The sequence below is a fragment of the Tenacibaculum gallaicum genome (assembly GCF_003387615.1).
Lineage (GTDB): Bacteria > Bacteroidota > Bacteroidia > Flavobacteriales > Flavobacteriaceae > Polaribacter > Polaribacter gallaicus.
On sequence record NZ_QUNS01000002.1, the window covers coordinates 54,269 to 69,836 of the forward strand.

The 15,568-nt window shown below is 31.3% G+C and carries 16 protein-coding genes and 2 tRNA genes; 10 read left to right on the forward strand and 8 right to left on the reverse strand.

From position 1 onward, the window contains the following. Window positions 1-253 precede the first annotated feature (253 nt). A complete protein-coding gene (locus C7448_RS04565) occupies window positions 254-1,117 on the forward strand; it encodes a winged helix-turn-helix domain-containing protein (protein ID WP_115900190.1) in 864 nt (287 codons plus the stop codon). Between the two features lie 165 nt (window positions 1,118-1,282). Here the strand turns inward: C7448_RS04565 and C7448_RS04570 are convergent, their stop codons facing one another. The 4 genes from C7448_RS04570 to C7448_RS04585 all read right to left on the reverse strand — a co-directional run bounded on the left by C7448_RS04570 (window position 1,283) and on the right by C7448_RS04585 (window position 3,375). Then, a complete protein-coding gene (locus tag C7448_RS04570; RefSeq protein ID WP_115900191.1) occupies window positions 1,283-1,582 on the reverse strand; it encodes a type II toxin-antitoxin system RelE/ParE family toxin in 300 nt (99 codons plus the stop codon). Further along, on the reverse strand, window positions 1,575-1,826 hold the full coding sequence (locus C7448_RS04575) for a type II toxin-antitoxin system ParD family antitoxin (protein WP_115900192.1): 252 nt from the start codon (window positions 1,824-1,826) through the stop codon (window positions 1,575-1,577). Before C7448_RS04575 ends, C7448_RS04570 begins: the two co-directional genes overlap by 8 nt. A 248-nt stretch (window positions 1,827-2,074) precedes the next feature. Continuing rightward, window positions 2,075-2,710, reverse strand: a complete 636-nt coding sequence (locus C7448_RS04580; RefSeq protein ID WP_115900193.1) for a hypothetical protein — start codon at window positions 2,708-2,710, stop codon at window positions 2,075-2,077. A gap of 290 nt (window positions 2,711-3,000) precedes the next feature. Then, a complete protein-coding gene (locus C7448_RS04585; RefSeq protein WP_115900194.1) occupies window positions 3,001-3,375 on the reverse strand; it encodes a hypothetical protein in 375 nt (124 codons plus the stop codon). A 727-nt stretch (window positions 3,376-4,102) separates the two neighbouring features. Between C7448_RS04585 and C7448_RS04590 the strand changes: the two genes are divergently transcribed. Both C7448_RS04590 and C7448_RS04595 read left to right on the forward strand, forming a co-directional pair. Further along, the gene (locus C7448_RS04590; RefSeq protein ID WP_115900195.1) at window positions 4,103-5,044 is read left to right on the forward strand and encodes a 1-aminocyclopropane-1-carboxylate deaminase/D-cysteine desulfhydrase; all 942 of its coding nucleotides are present in this window, start codon (window positions 4,103-4,105) and stop codon (window positions 5,042-5,044) included. Continuing rightward, window positions 5,044-5,838 (forward strand): glucosaminidase domain-containing protein, encoded by a 795-nt coding sequence (locus C7448_RS04595; RefSeq protein ID WP_115900196.1) that lies wholly within the window; start codon window positions 5,044-5,046, stop codon window positions 5,836-5,838. The genes C7448_RS04590 and C7448_RS04595 overlap by 1 nt, the downstream gene beginning before the upstream one ends. A gap of 175 nt (window positions 5,839-6,013) precedes the next feature. Here C7448_RS04595 and C7448_RS04600 read toward each other — a convergent pair whose 3' ends face one another. Then, window positions 6,014-7,144: a vWA domain-containing protein gene (locus tag C7448_RS04600; protein ID WP_115900197.1), complete on the reverse strand. Its 1,131-nt coding sequence runs from the start codon at window positions 7,142-7,144 to the stop codon at window positions 6,014-6,016. 244 nt (window positions 7,145-7,388) lie between these two features. Here C7448_RS04600 and C7448_RS04605 point away from each other — a divergent pair, with 244 nt between their 5' ends. Genes C7448_RS04605 through C7448_RS04620 form a run of 4 tightly spaced genes read left to right on the forward strand, consistent with a single transcriptional unit; the run spans window position 7,389 to window position 11,543 of the window. Beyond that, window positions 7,389-8,102 carry a hypothetical protein gene (locus C7448_RS04605; RefSeq protein ID WP_147300495.1) on the forward strand — a complete coding sequence of 238 codons (714 nt, stop codon included), beginning with the start codon at window positions 7,389-7,391 and terminating at the stop codon, window positions 8,100-8,102. Then, window positions 8,095-10,284, forward strand: a complete 2,190-nt coding sequence (locus C7448_RS04610) for a tetratricopeptide repeat-containing sensor histidine kinase (protein ID WP_115900199.1) — start codon at window positions 8,095-8,097, stop codon at window positions 10,282-10,284. Before C7448_RS04605 ends, C7448_RS04610 begins: the two co-directional genes overlap by 8 nt. A gap of 2 nt (window positions 10,285-10,286) precedes the next feature. Next, window positions 10,287-11,021, forward strand: coding sequence for a LytR/AlgR family response regulator transcription factor (locus C7448_RS04615; RefSeq protein WP_115900200.1), 735 nt, complete (start codon window positions 10,287-10,289; stop codon window positions 11,019-11,021). Between the two features lie 6 nt (window positions 11,022-11,027). After that, entirely contained in the window at window positions 11,028-11,543 is a 516-nt protein-coding gene (locus C7448_RS04620; protein ID WP_115900201.1) for a gamma carbonic anhydrase family protein, read from the forward strand. A gap of 80 nt (window positions 11,544-11,623) precedes the next feature. Here C7448_RS04620 and C7448_RS04625 read toward each other — a convergent pair whose 3' ends face one another. Continuing rightward, the gene (locus C7448_RS04625) at window positions 11,624-12,067 is read right to left on the reverse strand and encodes a hypothetical protein (protein ID WP_147300496.1); all 444 of its coding nucleotides are present in this window, start codon (window positions 12,065-12,067) and stop codon (window positions 11,624-11,626) included. 213 nt (window positions 12,068-12,280) lie between these two features. On the opposite strand from C7448_RS04625, the gene C7448_RS04630 reads away from it, so the two are divergent. Beyond that, window positions 12,281-13,168, forward strand: a complete 888-nt coding sequence (locus C7448_RS04630) for an endonuclease/exonuclease/phosphatase family protein (protein ID WP_245939433.1) — start codon at window positions 12,281-12,283, stop codon at window positions 13,166-13,168. Window positions 13,169-13,250: 82 nt separating this feature from the next. Here C7448_RS04630 and C7448_RS04635 read toward each other — a convergent pair. Both C7448_RS04635 and C7448_RS04640 read right to left on the reverse strand, forming a co-directional pair. Further along, window positions 13,251-13,323: transfer RNA gene (locus C7448_RS04635), tRNA-Phe, on the reverse strand. A 63-nt stretch (window positions 13,324-13,386) separates the two neighbouring features. Then, window positions 13,387-13,459: transfer RNA gene (locus C7448_RS04640), tRNA-Phe, on the reverse strand. 109 nt (window positions 13,460-13,568) lie between these two features. Here C7448_RS04640 and C7448_RS04645 point away from each other — a divergent pair. Together C7448_RS04645 and C7448_RS04650 are read left to right on the forward strand one after the other, a co-directional pair. Next, window positions 13,569-14,300 carry a type III pantothenate kinase gene (locus tag C7448_RS04645; protein ID WP_115900204.1) on the forward strand — a complete coding sequence of 244 codons (732 nt, stop codon included), beginning with the start codon at window positions 13,569-13,571 and terminating at the stop codon, window positions 14,298-14,300. Continuing rightward, a complete protein-coding gene (locus C7448_RS04650) occupies window positions 14,293-15,561 on the forward strand; it encodes a hypothetical protein (protein WP_115900205.1) in 1,269 nt (422 codons plus the stop codon). Before C7448_RS04645 ends, C7448_RS04650 begins: the two co-directional genes overlap by 8 nt. The last annotated feature ends 7 nt before the right edge of the window (window positions 15,562-15,568 follow it).

A 15,568-nucleotide genomic window follows, 5' to 3' on the forward strand; every position in this document is an offset into this window, starting at 1 on the left:
TCTTTTGTGGTAGGGTTAATTAAGGGAAAGTATAAGTATTGGTAATTTTATTTAGAGTTTAAATATAGTAAAATAATGTTATTTCGAATAAGCGATTTTATGAGCGACTGAGAAATCTCAAAATCGTGTGTTTTCAATAAACAGATTAGTTAACCTTTACAGTAATGACGAGAGGAAGAAAATGTCAAAAAAGTGTAAAAGAAATGTCAACTATTACTTAAAGCAACTGAAAAGTAGGATATTTGTAAATCGTATGAGTAAGAACAGCAATTTAATATACAATAAAGTAGTGTTAGGTATACTTGTTATAACAACACTGTTTACTTCATGTGTTGTCAATGATAACTTTTCAGAGCGTGTAAAGGTTTCTTTACGAAATGTGGGACACGAGTTATTGCTGAGTAATACAGATGCTACTTCGCTAGTTTTACCTGTGCAACAGCTAAATGAATCAACATTTAAGCTTAGTTTTCAAAATACGTTACAAATAGAACCTGATGGTTTGGTAGCTATTGTAAATAGAAGTTTTAAGGTTTCTAACTTTCCGATGAACTACATTTTAGAAGTTAAAAATTGTGCTGATAAGGAAGTGGTGTACAGTTATGAAATGCGGAAAAAGGAAGAAAAAGCAATAATCCCTTGTAAAGGAAGAGTACTACCCCAAGGTTGTTATTTTATAGAAGTTAAATTTCTTAAAACAAGCACGTCAAACAACAGTGAGTTTGTTTACTACGGATTACTATTTTTTTTATTAGTACTTGTAGGGATGGTATATCAAAAAAAGAGAAAAAACAAAACAATTACAACGAATAATTTAAATACTGTGTTAACCTTAGGGAGTTTTGAGTTTTATCCTGAGCAAAACAAATTAGTAAAGCAGGCAACCGAAATTAGTTTATCTAAAAAAGAATGTGAATTGCTAGAAATTTTTATCAGTAAGCCCAACGAAATTATAAAAAGAGAAGAACTTACTAAAAGAGTATGGGAAGACAACGGAGTAATAGTTGGGAGAAGTTTAGATACCTATATTTCTAAACTTCGTAAAAAGTTAAAAGATGACACTTCTATAAAAATAACCAACATTCATGGAGTTGGATATAAGCTAGAAATAGATTAAAGACTTATTTTGCATTGATAACTTTATGTAATAAGCTGCTAAAACAAGCCTTTGCAATAGTAAAAAATGATTTATCGAATGATATAAACTATAAAAGTATTTTGGTTTAAAAAAGTATAAAATTTACTTGTTTTTTACCTCAGTTCTTTGTTGTGCGTAGTTCTTTTATTTGGTTATTCTATTTTTTAAATCCATTTGTCCGTGTAAAATTCTCGTAATTTCAATCGGTAGGTTAATTCGCTTTCGGTAAAAAATGATATGTCGGTTTGTTTTAAGTCCGAATAAGTCATTGGTTATTCCTTCGTAATTTTTTCCTAAATCAGGATTATTAGCAATATATTGGCAACTATCTAATAGTAAGTTATAATATCTGTCAGCTTGTTGTTCAGACCACTTTTTAATCGTGTATTCCCAAATTCCAGTCAAATCTTCAACAGCTTTGTTAGTCAGTTCATATTTAGCCATTCTTTTTATGTCTAGCTTTTAATTCCTGAAGATGTTTCTCTGGGTCAAAATCGTGTGCAATACCGCTGTCAATTCCTTCTTGAATTGCATTTTTCAAAGCGATTACTTTACTTTCTTCGTTTTCTAAAAGCCGAAGTCCAGCTCTAATTACTTCACTTACATTTTTATATCGTCCAGCTGAAACTTGGCTACTTACAAATTGGTCAAAATAATTTCCGAGTGATATTGATGTGTTCTTACTCATAATTCAAATATTTACTCAAAAGTACCAAAAATTGGTAAGTTTTCCAAGTTACACCTAATGGCTCTCTATAGCATCCATGAAAAAGCAGTAAGTTGAGCATCTTTAAAGTTCATCAAAACAAGAGCACTCAACAATTCAACACCCTAAAATCAATATTATGTAAGAATTAAAAAATAAAAATAGTAAATTTGGAGAACTGGACTAGTACTTTTCATAGGAAACGGTGTTGTCAGCAGTTTTTATTCGGTTTATTCTATTTTTTCCGCTTCTTTGAATTTTCCAGAATCATTATATAACCCTAAATTTCCATTTTTTTCAATCAAATAATATTCTCCGTGATTATTTTCGTAATTATATCGGGTTATTCCGTTTTTCATTTTTTTCTCAAAAACTTCTTCTTTCATTTCTCCACCATCTCCGGTTAATTTGCTTTTTGGATAAATTGATTTCATAAATAACTTTCCGTTTTCTTTTACTAAATACTTTTTATTTGGAAGCATTGCATCATTTTCAAACCAAGAGTTTAGTATTTCTCCCGAAACTTTAGTCGTATTCATTTCAGATGAAGCTTCTTTAGTAGCTCCTAAAATTTCCACATTCAATTCAGGTTTGAAGTGAGTAGTTGCCCAAGCTCCATTTCCAGGTTCTTGTCCAGGCAAAAAGTAAAAAATCCAAACTTTGTCATAATCACTTCTGCTATCTTTAATTTCTAACGCAATGTTCTTTAAGTCAGCTTCACTTATTTCTTCTTTTAATCTGATTTCAACGCTCGTTTTATTAAACCCTCTGTCAATATCTTCATTTATTATAGAGTAATCATATTTTGATTTATTACTACACGAAATAATAAAAGTCAAAAAAATAATTTGGATTATTTTTTTCATAGATTTCTGTTTTAGTTTTGAGTGTTCCCAAATTGCTTTACACAACGAAGTTTAAATTCATAACTATACTTGACTTTTCTTCCCATAAAAACACGTTTGAATAGTGTCTAACTTTTTGGGTGCAGTTCAAAATCCGCGAGGATTTTCGTAAGTAGACTAAAAAAAGCAATAAAATATATACCGTGTTGGTGTTTGTTTTTTATTTTCAGGATTTAAGACTATTTATGTTCAATATAAATTTTAACATTTTAAATATTTTTATATAAAGTTTCTAAAATGCTTAATTTCATTTATTTTATATTTATATTTATAAGTGAAATATTTCCATTTTCCTTTTTTCTTAATTTTACAGTATAATTACTTCTAATCATAGCTCCAAAACCATTTTGAGAATCAACATAAGATGATATTTTATATTCATTATTTGACTTTTCAACCTTTGACTTGTTCAACGAAGGAAATTTTGCAGTACTTGGAGATTTCAATTGTCTTTCAACAAATTTTTGCGCAGCATAAGCTGCTTTTTCATTACTGAAATAGGTGCTTGTTTCCTTTTTATGAGATGATTTAGAGGTTGGGTATTTATTTTCTATATGATTATTGTAAAGTAAAACTCCTCCAATGAACATTCCAATTATTCCGAGTATTATTAATTTTTTTTTCATTTTATTTTTTTTCAATTTTTAAGTTTTCGTGGATAATGAACACCAACTTGTTTATACATCGTTATACTCCAGTTATGGTAGGTTTATAGTTGTATTTTATGTTTGTTTATACTTTACGAACTTATTAATAATAATTTAATTTTCTTACGGAAACCCATAAGCTCAGCAATTTAGGTACTAAAAGTAGTTTTAGTCGTTATTAACGATCTCTGATGTCTTAATTTAGAAAACTAAAAGCAAGTTGACACACTTTATTGAATAGTTTCGCTATTGGGGCGCTACTATCACGGCGTGCTCCGTTGACACCGCGGCACGGGTCGCTGATATCACGGCATGCTCCGTTGACACCACGGCACGGGTCGCTGATACCACGGCATGCTCCGAAGACACTACGGCATGGGTCGCTACTATCACGGCGTGCTCCGAAGACACCGCGGCATGGGTCGCTGATATCACGGCATGCTCCGTTGACACTGCGGCATGGGTCGCTGATATCACGGCGTGCTCCGTTGACACCGCGGCACGGGTCGCTAATATCAAGGCATGCTCCGCAGACACTACGGCATGCTCCGTTGACACCACGGCACGAGTCGCTGATATTACGGCACGGTTAGTTAATACTTTTCACTACTATGTTATTAATTTTTTTAAAAAACTACTATTGGTATAGTAGGGTATAAGCTAAAAATAGATTAAAGGCTTATTTTTGCATTGATAACTTTTTAAAATGCTGTTTCAACTAGAAATTCCCATACCAGAAAATCAACAAATTCATCTACCTATTTTAACAACAAAAGGTGTTGAACTTTTTATAAAAAGAGAAGACACTATTCATCCATTTGTTTCAGGCAATAAATTCAGAAAACTGAAGTACAATATTGCAGAAGCAAAACGACAAGGAAAAGAAACCTTGCTAACTTTTGGAGGTGCTTTTTCAAATCATATTGCAGCTACTGCTGCTGCAGGAAAAATGGCAGGTTTTAAAACCATCGGAATTATTAGAGGTGATGAACTAGGAAAGGATGTAACGAAAACACTTTTACAAAATGAAACCTTGAGAAATGCTTCCGAAAACGGAATGCAGTTTAAGTTTATTACCAGAGAAGCTTATCGAAATAAAACTTCCGAAGAATTCATTAATCAATTAAAAAAAGAGTTTGGTGATTTTTACTTGGTTCCAGAGGGAGGAACAAATGCTTTAGCTGTAAAAGGTTGCGAGGAGGTTTTAACAAATGAAGATGAAAAATTCAATTATATTTGTTGCGCAGTAGGTACTGGAGGAACGATTTCTGGATTGATAAATTCAGCCGAAAATCATCAAAAAGTAATTGGATTTCCTGCACTAAAAGGAGACTTTTTAGTAGAAGAAATAAAACCTTATGTAAAAGGAAGTGAAAATTGGAGTTTACAAACCAACTATCATTTTGGAGGCTACGGAAAATATTCTGAGGAGTTAATCCGTTTTATAAATGAATTTAAAGAGCAAACAGGTGTTTTGTTAGACCCTGTTTACACAGGAAAAATGTTATTTGGAATACTAGATTTAGTATCAAAAGATATGTTTTCGAAAAACAGTAAAATACTAGCAATTCATACAGGAGGTTTGCAAGGAATAGCAGGAGTAAATAAGAAATTAAAGAATAAAAATAAAGAGTTAATAAAGGTTTAATGAGAATAAAGGTAGTTTTTTTAGTAGTATGTGCAGCAATATTTACAAGTTGCGGATCGGGTAAAAATGTGGTGAAAAATACACCAAACGAAGTGGTTTTAGAACCCAGAGAAGAAAAAATGCCTGAGTTACCACAGTTAGAGCAAATAAAAAAACCAATAAAAACTACGACAAACCATACCGAGGCATATATTCAAAAATTTGCACCGATAGCGGTAAAAAAAATGCACGAACATGGTATTCCTGCTAGTATCACCTTAGCGCAAGGAGTATTAGAATCGGGGAGTGGAAGAAGCCAGTTGGCTCGTAGGTCAAACAATCACTTCGGAATTAAATGCCATAGAGGTTGGCAAGGTAACAGTGTAACTCATGATGATGATGAAAAAGGAGAGTGTTTTAGAAAATATAAATACCCTGAAACTTCGTATGAAGATCACTCACAGTTTTTACTAACCCGTAAACGATATGCAAGTTTATTTAGATTAAGACATACAGATTATAAAGGTTGGGCTTATGGACTAAAAAGAGCAGGCTATGCAACGGACAGAAAATATCCTCAAAAATTGATTTCTATTATTAGAAAGTATGGTTTAGATAAATACGATAGAGTAAGGAGGAATGGCTCTTTTGCAGCGAAAACACCAACGTATAAAACAACTTCTCATAAAGTTCAAAAAGGAGATACGCTGTACTCTATCTCAAGAAGATACAATATTTCGGTACAGCAATTAAAAGAAGCAAATGGGTTAAGCGATAATAACATTAGTATTGGGCAAGATTTGCTAGTAAAATAAACGAAATGTTATTTCGAACTGTAGTGTAACGGAAGTGAGAAACCTGTAGGGCTTTGATTCTGTTTATTAAAAATATTTACTGTTTCTTTGAATGAGATTCCTCTCGTTGGTCGAAATGAAGATATAAAAAAGCGGAGTAAAAACTCCGCTTCAACTAACCAAACCCCAATCAAAACTACCAAGAGTAATTTTTCTTTTTCGCTTGTTTTTTAATAGCTTTAATCATAACACTTTCTAATTCATTTTTCTTAGAACTTTCACGTTGTTTTTTAGCAACATACGTTTTTCTTTTTTTGTTTAACTCTTGAATTTTTTGCTGAATTTTAGCGCGCTCTTCACGTTTTTTTTCCACATACACCTTAATCTCTTTAGCAGATTTATTTTGTAACTGCTTCGGAAGTTGTTTCTTTTTTAAAGAGCTATAATCAATTTCTTTTTCCTCTGAAGCATCTACTAAATCCCATTCAGCATTTTTATATAGTTTAGAACTTTTAGTTACGGCACGTTTTACCACCACAGCTTCATCTAAACTCTCAGCGTTCATGTCTTGTTTCGCTTGGTTGCTGTATTTAGAATATCCATAAGAACCATAGTGAATATAGGTGTCATTTAAACGTTTGTTTAAAATAATAATATCGTTATCGTATGGAGTTACAATATGTATAATGTGTTTATTTTGATTGATAGTCATATAATCACCACCTCCATAAATAGCTCCGTCTTGCCATCTTCCAGTAATTCCCTGATTATAGTCACCACAAAAAATAGTATTTATGGTAATATCTTTTTCTTTGGCATTGGTAATAGCATCTCTGTAATTAATTTTTCCTTGTGTAAAAGGTTCATTTCCCGCAATAAAAATCATTTTTAAATCACGCTTATTAGCTCCCCAATCCAATTCGTTTAAAGAAGTTTGTATTACCTGTCCACAATATTCACTTCCACCATTGGTGCTTAAAGAAAAAAGATGTTCAGAAATTTCATCCAAATCACTCGTAAATTGTAAAACTTGTTGGATGTATCCTTCTTTAGGAGATAAACTTGAATTTCCGTATTCATATAGCGCAATTTCTAAATTTGGAGTAATACCATTGCTTTTTGCATACGATAGCTCATTTACAATTTCCCATAGTTGCGCTTTAGCCTGATTAATGAGTCCATCCATACTATTACTGGTATCCAGTAACAAAGCAACTTTTACGGTTTGTTTTTTAGCTTTTTTAGTAGGTTGCTTTTCATTAGCAAACGTAGCTGTTGTTAGTAATACTAAGCAAAAGAAAAATACTTTTAATGTGTGCGTTTTCATAATTTTTATTTTTTAGTTATTAATTGGGTATAAGTTTGATTGGTGTTAATTTCTATTCAAAATTACGTCCAACTTTTTTCTTAAAAAATCCAGAATGAGTGAACAGGTTGTTTCGTTTAGGGAAATGATTAACTAAATGAGTAATCCCTATTTTTTGACTGTTTTTTATGGTGTTTTAGTGGTTTGGGTGTTTTTTTGTGTGGGTTTTTGTGAGTATGTTTACACAAATAAAAAATTAATGAACATGAGAAAAGAAGTAACTTTAATATTCCTTTTTTTAGGAATTATATGTTCGAGCTGTAAGTCGAAAACTAAAAATGAAGCTAATGAAATAACAGTTTTAGATAAAGCTAAAAAAGAAATTAAAGTCGATGCTTCTTTAATTAAAATAGCTGATTTACCTATACATATTGATAGTACAAATTATCTTATACACCCTGTAGGATATGGAAATAATAAGGAAGTAAATAAAAGTTATTTTTCTTCAAGTAAAGGAGGAGAAACATATCATTTGACAGGTTTCTATGATAACGAAATTAATGGAATGATGATTAATCTTAAATTTCAGAAATTAGGATCAGATAAGTTTACATCATTAACGAAAGAAAATATTCAGATATCTTCTGTAAGCTTTTTAAGAGAGATATTTAATGTTACAAAACAGCAAATATTGATGTATAAAGTTATTGATAGCGATACTAATGATGATAAAAAACTCGGTTATGAGGATGATATAAGTTTGTACTTAAGTAAAATTGATGGTACGAATTTTATCAAAATTTCACCTCAAAAACAAAAAGTAATAAATGTTAAGGAGTTAGCTGAAAATAAAAGACTGTATTTTAAAACAACAGAAAGTATAAAGTCAGAAGAAGATAAACTACAAATACATTATTTTTATGTTGATTTAACTAATAAAAATTTTAATGCTATTGAATATTATCCTATAAATGATTAAAAAAATATACATAGTATTTCTTTTCCTTTCATTCGCTGTTTTTTCTCAAACAGAGGTAAACACATCTAAAGAATTTTTAGTAAAAGTTCAAGTAGTGAGTAAAGAAACGCGACGAGCTATTAAAGATGCGAGCGTAGAAGTAAATGGAAGAACTTTTCGGTTTTCTGAAATAACAGGAAGTTATACTGTAAAAGCTACAGCAGGAAGTCAATTAGAAGTATCACATCCTAATTTTAATCGTGTTTTTTATACGATTAAAGATGATGAAGATATAAAGGTAGAGGTTGAAGGGTTTACACCTAAAAGAAAATCAAAACTAAGTTCTTATAGTACAAGAAAGCAAACAGGTTTATATTTACAATATTTAGATTCTGTTCAGTTTTATAAAAAGAAAGATATCGATAAAAGTTTGTCTTTTATTGAAAAAACATTGTTAACAAGCCCCAGTAAAAATCAAAGAGCTACTGTATTTAAAGAATTAGCAGATGTATATTTTTATTGGAAACAATACGACTTAGCAATTGAGAATTATCAAATTTCTTTACAAGAAGTAAATTCGCCTAGAGTTCGTTTAAAATTGGCAAAAACAGCATTTTTATCGGAAGATTATAATAGTAGTGAACAAAACTATTTACAAAGCTTACAAAGCGGAGTATTAAATAACTATTTGAGTCTAACTGCATATCAAGGATTGGGAGATGTGTATCTAGCGCAAAAGAACTACAATCAGGCAAAAGTTAATTATGAAAAAGCATTGGAGATTGCGAAAAAGAACTTAATTACTCCTAAAATAACAGATTTAAACTCTAAACTGGCAGAAGTTTTTGCAGCACAAGGGAACACTCAAAAAGCAGATGGGTATTATAAAAACTCATTAAAGCTAGCATCTGAAGAAAATAAAAAACGTTCCTTAAAAGAACAACAAAAAGTAGCCGATTTTTATAACAAATCTCAACGATACGATGAAGAAATTCAGTTGCGAAAAGAGAGCTTAAAAGAAGCAGATGATATAGTTGTTGAGGCAAAAAATAAAGAGTCTTTGGTTGACTCTATAACCTCGCAAAAAATCAACTATAAAATAGGAAATGCCTACATGCAAAAATCTGAATATGAAGAAGCAATTCCGTATTTAAAAAAGAGTATTGCAGACGCTGATAAAAATAAAGACTTAATCATTCAAAAAGATGCTACTAAGCGTTTGTCGGAAGTATATGCTACGGTTGGAGACTATACGGAAGCCTTAAAAACGTATCAAGATTATGTAGAATTGGTGGATACTTTGTATTCACGTAAAGAACAAGAAATTCAACAAGTAAAACGTTTTAGTAAACGTATTTCAGATAACCAAAATAGAATAGTAAGTTTAGAAAAAGATAAAGAATTAACAGATAGTAAAATAAGTTTAGCATACAAAGACCAGCAATTAGTAGAGGAAAGTAACAGACGTCAAAAATGGATTATTTATTCATTAATCGGAGGTTTTTTATTAATGATTTTGTTGGTGTATTTTATGTTTAGAACGAATAAACAACAAAAGTTAGCAAATAACTTATTAGCATTGAAATCGATGCGATCACAAATGAATCCGCACTTTATTTTCAATGCATTAAACTCTGTGAATAGTTTTATTGCAGTAAATGATGAACGAAGCGCAAATAGATATTTATCAGAGTTCTCAGCATTAATGCGTTCGGTGTTAGAAAATTCAGATGAAGATTTTATACCGTTAACCAAAGAAATAGAGTTGTTAGAACTGTATCTGAAGTTAGAGCACAACCGATTTAAAGATAAGTTTGATTATAATATCAATATAGATAAAAGTATACCTTTAGATGAATATTCGATTCCGCCAATGTTATTGCAACCATATATAGAAAATGCCATTTGGCATGGGCTTCGATATAAAAAAGAAAAAGGAAAACTTCAAATTTCAATGCTTCCTAAAAACAATGATTCTATTACCATTTTAATTGAAGACGATGGAATTGGAAGGGAAAAGTCAATAGAAATGAAAACGAAGAACCAACTCAAACAGAAATCGAAAGGAATGAGTACGATTAAAAATAGAATTGCCATTCTAAATGATATGTATCAGGATAAAATATCTGTGGTGGTTTTAGATGCCTTTGAAGATAGAAGCGGAACTAAGGTAGAATTGACACTAAAAAAAGACGAAAATTAGTGATGAAGATAAAAGCAATTATAGTTGAAGATGAGCAAATAAGTAGAGATGTTCTACGAAATTATATTACTAAATATTGCCCAAATGTTGAGTTGTTAGGTGAAGCAAGTAATATTGAAGAGGGGTATAAGTTGATTCAGCAGCATGAATTAGATTTAGTGTTTTTAGATGTAGAAATGCCTTTTGGAAATGCTTTTGACTTATTAGAAAAAGTAGAAAACCAAACTTTTGAAACAGTTTTTGTAACTGCTTACGATCATTACGCCATTGAGGCATTAAATAATCAAGCAACTTATTATTTGTTAAAACCTATTTCGATAGATGAGTTGATTAAAGCAGTGAGTATTGTAACTGAAATTAAAGAAAAAGAAAATGAGTTAGAAACTACTGTGTTAACTCCAAAAACAACGCACCAAGTAAATGGAAAGGTTACGATTCCGCAACAAGATGGGTTTGAAGTAGTAGCTGTTGAAGAAATTTTATTTTGTAAAGCAGATGATAATTATACCGAAATCTATCTTGAAAACTCTAAAAAGGTGGTAAGTAAAACGCTTAAATATTTTGAAGATATTTTAAAAGACAGCTCTTTTGTTAGAGTGCACAAATCGTTTTTAGTCAACGTTAATGAAATAGTAAAGTATAAAAAAGGAAAAGGGGGTAGTGTTATGCTGTCAAATGGAAAAGAGATTATGGTTTCAGCATCCAAGAAAGCAAACTTATTATCATATTTTAAATAAAAATTTATGCCAATTATAAAACCAGTAAGAGGGAAGCACCCTCAAATTCCAAATGATTGCTACATTGCTGAAAATGCAACTATTGTAGGTGATGTACAAATGGGAGAAGCGTGCAGTGTATGGTTTAATGCGGTTATTCGCGGAGATGTACACTATATAAAAATGGGAGATAAAGTAAATGTACAAGATGGAGCAGTAATACATGCAACGTATCAAAAATCACCAACTACTATAGGAAACAATGTATCGATAGGTCATAATGCATTAGTGCATGGATGTACTATTCATGATAATGTACTGGTAGGTATGGGAAGTATAATTATGGATGATTGTGTAGTAGAATCTAACTCCATCATTGCAGCAGGAGCAGTTGTAACAAAAAACACACATATTGAAAGCGGGAGTATTTATGCTGGAGTGCCAGCAAAAAAAGTAAAAGATATTTCTAAAGAACTTATTTCAGGTGAAATTGACAGAATCGCTAATAATTACGTAAAGTATTCAAGTTGGTTTAAAGAATAAATAAAGAAAGTAAAAAAGCCCGGTTCTGTTTCCAAAACCGAGCTTTTTTCAATCAAAAACTAATCTACTATAAATCGATATTACTTATCGCTTTGATTTTCTTTACGATGCTTTCTTTTTTTATGTGTTTTGCGGTCACCTTTCTTGCTATGCCTTTTCATTTTTCTTGCAGTCATTTTTTCATAACGTTCATATTGTTGTTCGTTTAAGATACGTTTCATTTTAGTTTTGTAAGCAATTTGCTTGTCAAGCATTTTACTTTTCATGGCATATTTCTGATCAGCAGTAAGTTTATTACCGCTTTTTTTCATAGCTTTTCTTTTAGCCCACATTTCCTGTCTTTTGGCAACTTGTTCGGCTATTAAAGGCTTTACCTGTCTTTGTTGAGCTTCCGTTAAATCAAGCTGTAAGGTCATTTTTTTTACAGCTAATTCTGTTTTTTGTTCTACAGTTAATTTTTCATGTTTAGCTTTATCTCTCTTTTGAGCTTGAGTAGTAACAGTAAACCCAACTGCTAAAATCAAGATTGTTAGTAATCTCTTCATGTTATTAAATTTTAAGGTTTGTAATTATTTTACATCTCTAAGACCGTGCGAAATTAAAAAAGTTTAAATTTGAAAGCGTTTTTAACATTTTTTTAATTTTATATGAAGTCAAATTTTAGATTTTTTTTAAGGTTTTTATTACTAGTTGTGGGTGTGTTTGCACTATTTTTTTTCTGGGCATCCTCTCCAACAATGGATGAGGAAGAATACGCTAAAATTATTACGCACAATTACAATACTATAACTGATAACGATTCAATCTATAGTATAGTAACTTATAATATTGGTTATTTAAGTGGAATGACAAATAACCGAGCAATTGCTAAGCCTAAAGAATTATTTGATTCAAATTTAAAAAAGGTACTTACAGAGGTTAAAAAAGTGAATCCAGATATTATAGCACTTCAAGAAGTGGATTATAATGCAGCAAGGTCTTATGAAATAAACCAGGAAGAAAAATTAGCAGAATTAGGTTATAATTATGTGGCAAGAGGTATAAATTGGGATGAACATTATGTGCCGTTTCCATATTGGCCGCCAAGCATACATTTTGGTAAAATAGTTTCAGGTCAATCAATTTTAAGTAAATATAATTTAAAGGATTATGAACGTATTGTTTTGGAGAGAGTAGCTGATAACCCTTTTTATAGAGATGCGTTGTATTTAGATAGGTTAGTACAGGTGACAAAAATTACTTTAGAAGGAAAAGAAGTTGTGGTAATAAATTTACATTTAGAAGCGTTTGATAAAACAACAAGAGTAAGACAGTTTGAGTATGTGTTGAACCTTTTTAATAAGTATAAAAAAGAGTATCCAACAATCTTACTAGGAGACTTTAATTCAAAAGCAAGGGATAAAGAAGCTATTATTCAAAAAATGTTTGCAATGGATGGAGTAGGAAATGCGGCCTTTTTTGTTGAGAACCCTGAAAATACATTTGACACAAAAAATCCAGTAGAACGTATTGATTATGTTTTTTATACAGAAGATTCTATAGAGTATGTGGAGGGAAAAGTACTAACTCAATTTGGTCAAGCATCCGATCATTTACCTATTGAAATGAAGTTTAAGTTAAAATAGTAAAAAAAAGACTCAATAGCTTGTTGAATCCTATAATTTTAAAAACTAAAAAACCCGAACAAATTTGTTCGGGTTTTTATCGTGGTGCCTCCAGGAATCGAACCAGGGACACAAGGATTTTCAGTCCTTTGCTCTACCAACTGAGCTAAGGCACCAGTCATTGCTTAAAAGTAATATCTTTAAAATAAAACTCGTAACAGGCGCTACGAGCTTTATTGTGGTGCCTCCAGGAATCGAACCAGGGACACAAGGATTTTCAGTCCTTTGCTCTACCAACTGAGCTAAGGCACCAGTTGCTACTTTCGTTAAGCGGATGCAAATATACAATCGTTTTTTAATTATACAAAGTAAAAACTTTAAAAAAATGTGCCGTAAATTTACAAGTTCTAAGAAATGAAATATGCGCCTAATTATTGATGTTGGAAATACAAGAGTTAAAGTAGCTGTTTTTGAAATAGATACTATTAGGGAAGTATTTGTTTTTGAGAAAGCAAATATAATTTCAGAGCTAAAAAAAATTATTTCAAGATTTTCAATTTCCAATAGTATTATATCTTCTGTAGCTAATTTTACAGAAAAAGAAAAGCAAAAAATTGTAGAACTCTTAAATCCAGTTTTTTTGAATTCAAGGACTAAGATTCCTTTTAAAAATTTATATAAAACGCCAAGAACACTAGGAGTTGATAGAATAGCATTAGCATCAGCAGCGATAAATAAGTTTCCAAATAAGAATGTATTGGTACTAGATGCAGGTACATGCATAACCTACGATTTTATTACTAATGAAGGGAAATACTTAGGAGGTGCAATTTCACCAGGAGTAGCTATGAGGTATAAGGCATTACACACTTTTACCTCCAAATTACCGTTACTAGAAATGGAGGAAGTAGAAAACTTTATAGGGGTTGATACAAAAAGTTCAATCCATTCAGGGGTTATCAATGGAGTTTCTAATGAAATAGATGGAATTATAGCACAATATCAAAAAAAATATCCAGATTTAACAGTAGTTTTAACAGGAGGGGATACATATTTTTTGTCAAAACAATTAAAAAGTGTCATATTTGCCCATCCAAATTTTGTTTTGGAGGGGTTACATACTATTTTGATACACAATTTAGCGAATGATTAAGAGATTTATATTAGGAGTTTTTGTACTAACTACGTCAACAATATTAGCACAAAGAAATAGTGCTTCACCATATTCTTATTTTGGTATAGGTGAAAATTTTGAGGCAGTAACAGTAGAACAAGCTTCTATGGGAGGTATTGGTGTTGCAATGAAAGATTATCATCACCTAAATTTTACAAACCCAGCGTCGAATGCTGATTTAAGGGCTGCAACCTATGCTATAGGAGGTAGCTTAACTTTTTTAACTGTTAAAGAACAAGATGCTTCTCAAACAGGAAATTCAACAAGTTTAAGGTACATTTCATTAGGTTTTCCAGTTGGAAAAAAAGCAGGTTTATCTGTTGGTTTACAACCTTTTTCATCTGTAGGGTACTCATTGTTAGATGATAATGATGCTGATAATGTTACTTTATTTACAGGAGAAGGAGGGGCGAATAAAATATACGCTAGTTTTGGTATGTATGTCTATAAAGGTTTGTCTATTGGTGCAGAAGCTGGTTTTATTTTTGGGAATATAGATAATAGCGTTTTAAATCAAAGAGCAGATGTCGCATTAGCAACTAAACATGAAGAATCTTTTAATGTTAGAGGCGGACAGTTTAAGCTGGGGTTACAATACAAAACAGAACTAAAAAATAAATTGCAATTATCTACAGGAGCATCATTTACCATGTCTACAGATTTATCTGCAAAAGGGTCGGAGAAAATGTACTCATTATCATTTAGTGGGTCTGGGCAAGAAGTTCCAAGAGATGAACTATTCAATAGAACTTTAAATGGAAACATAAATGCACCTTTGAAAAGTGTTTATGGTTTCGGTCTAGGAAAAGAAAATAAGTGGTATGTAGGAATCAACCAAGAATTCCAAAGCGCTTTAGGAAGTAACAGTGTTTTTATAGCTGATGGATCATCTCATAAGTATGATGATTCAAGTAAGTTTGCAATAGGAGGGTACTACATTCCAAAAATAAATTCAATCTCAAGTTATTGGGATAGAGTGACCTATAGAGCAGGTTTGCGTTTTGAAGACACAGGGTTGTTAGTAAAAACTACCAATAATTTTACTGCAGTAAAAGACTTTGGCATAAATGTTGGACTAGGATTGCCATTACCAAGACAATTATCAAACGTAAATGTTGGATTTGAGTACGGGCAAAGAGGAACGACTAACAATAACTTAATAAAAGAAAACTACTTTAACGTAAGGTTAAGTTTATCTTTAAATAGTCTTAAGTGGTTTCATAAGAATAAAATAGATTAACAAAAAC

Coding starts and splice junctions, on each gene's coding strand:
- C7448_RS04650 (WP_115900205.1), top strand. CDS start 14,293: ATGATTAAGAGATTTATATTAGGAGTTTTTGTACTAACTACGTCAACA.
- C7448_RS04620 (WP_115900201.1), top strand. CDS start 11,028: ATGCCAATTATAAAACCAGTAAGAGGGAAGCACCCTCAAATTCCAAAT.
- C7448_RS04600 (WP_115900197.1), bottom strand. CDS start 7,144: ATGAAAACGCACACATTAAAAGTATTTTTCTTTTGCTTAGTATTACTA.
- C7448_RS04610 (WP_115900199.1), top strand. CDS start 8,095: ATGATTAAAAAAATATACATAGTATTTCTTTTCCTTTCATTCGCTGTT.
- C7448_RS04565 (WP_115900190.1), top strand. CDS start 254: ATGAGTAAGAACAGCAATTTAATATACAATAAAGTAGTGTTAGGTATA.
- C7448_RS04615 (WP_115900200.1), top strand. CDS start 10,287: ATGAAGATAAAAGCAATTATAGTTGAAGATGAGCAAATAAGTAGAGAT.
- C7448_RS04630 (WP_245939433.1), top strand. CDS start 12,281: ATGGATGAGGAAGAATACGCTAAAATTATTACGCACAATTACAATACT.
- C7448_RS04585 (WP_115900194.1), bottom strand. CDS start 3,375: ATGAAAAAAAAATTAATAATACTCGGAATAATTGGAATGTTCATTGGA.
- C7448_RS04590 (WP_115900195.1), top strand. CDS start 4,103: ATGCTGTTTCAACTAGAAATTCCCATACCAGAAAATCAACAAATTCAT.
- C7448_RS04595 (WP_115900196.1), top strand. CDS start 5,044: ATGAGAATAAAGGTAGTTTTTTTAGTAGTATGTGCAGCAATATTTACA.
- C7448_RS04575 (WP_115900192.1), bottom strand. CDS start 1,826: ATGAGTAAGAACACATCAATATCACTCGGAAATTATTTTGACCAATTT.
- C7448_RS04605 (WP_147300495.1), top strand. CDS start 7,389: ATGAGAAAAGAAGTAACTTTAATATTCCTTTTTTTAGGAATTATATGT.
- C7448_RS04580 (WP_115900193.1), bottom strand. CDS start 2,710: ATGAAAAAAATAATCCAAATTATTTTTTTGACTTTTATTATTTCGTGT.
- C7448_RS04645 (WP_115900204.1), top strand. CDS start 13,569: ATGCGCCTAATTATTGATGTTGGAAATACAAGAGTTAAAGTAGCTGTT.
- C7448_RS04570 (WP_115900191.1), bottom strand. CDS start 1,582: ATGGCTAAATATGAACTGACTAACAAAGCTGTTGAAGATTTGACTGGA.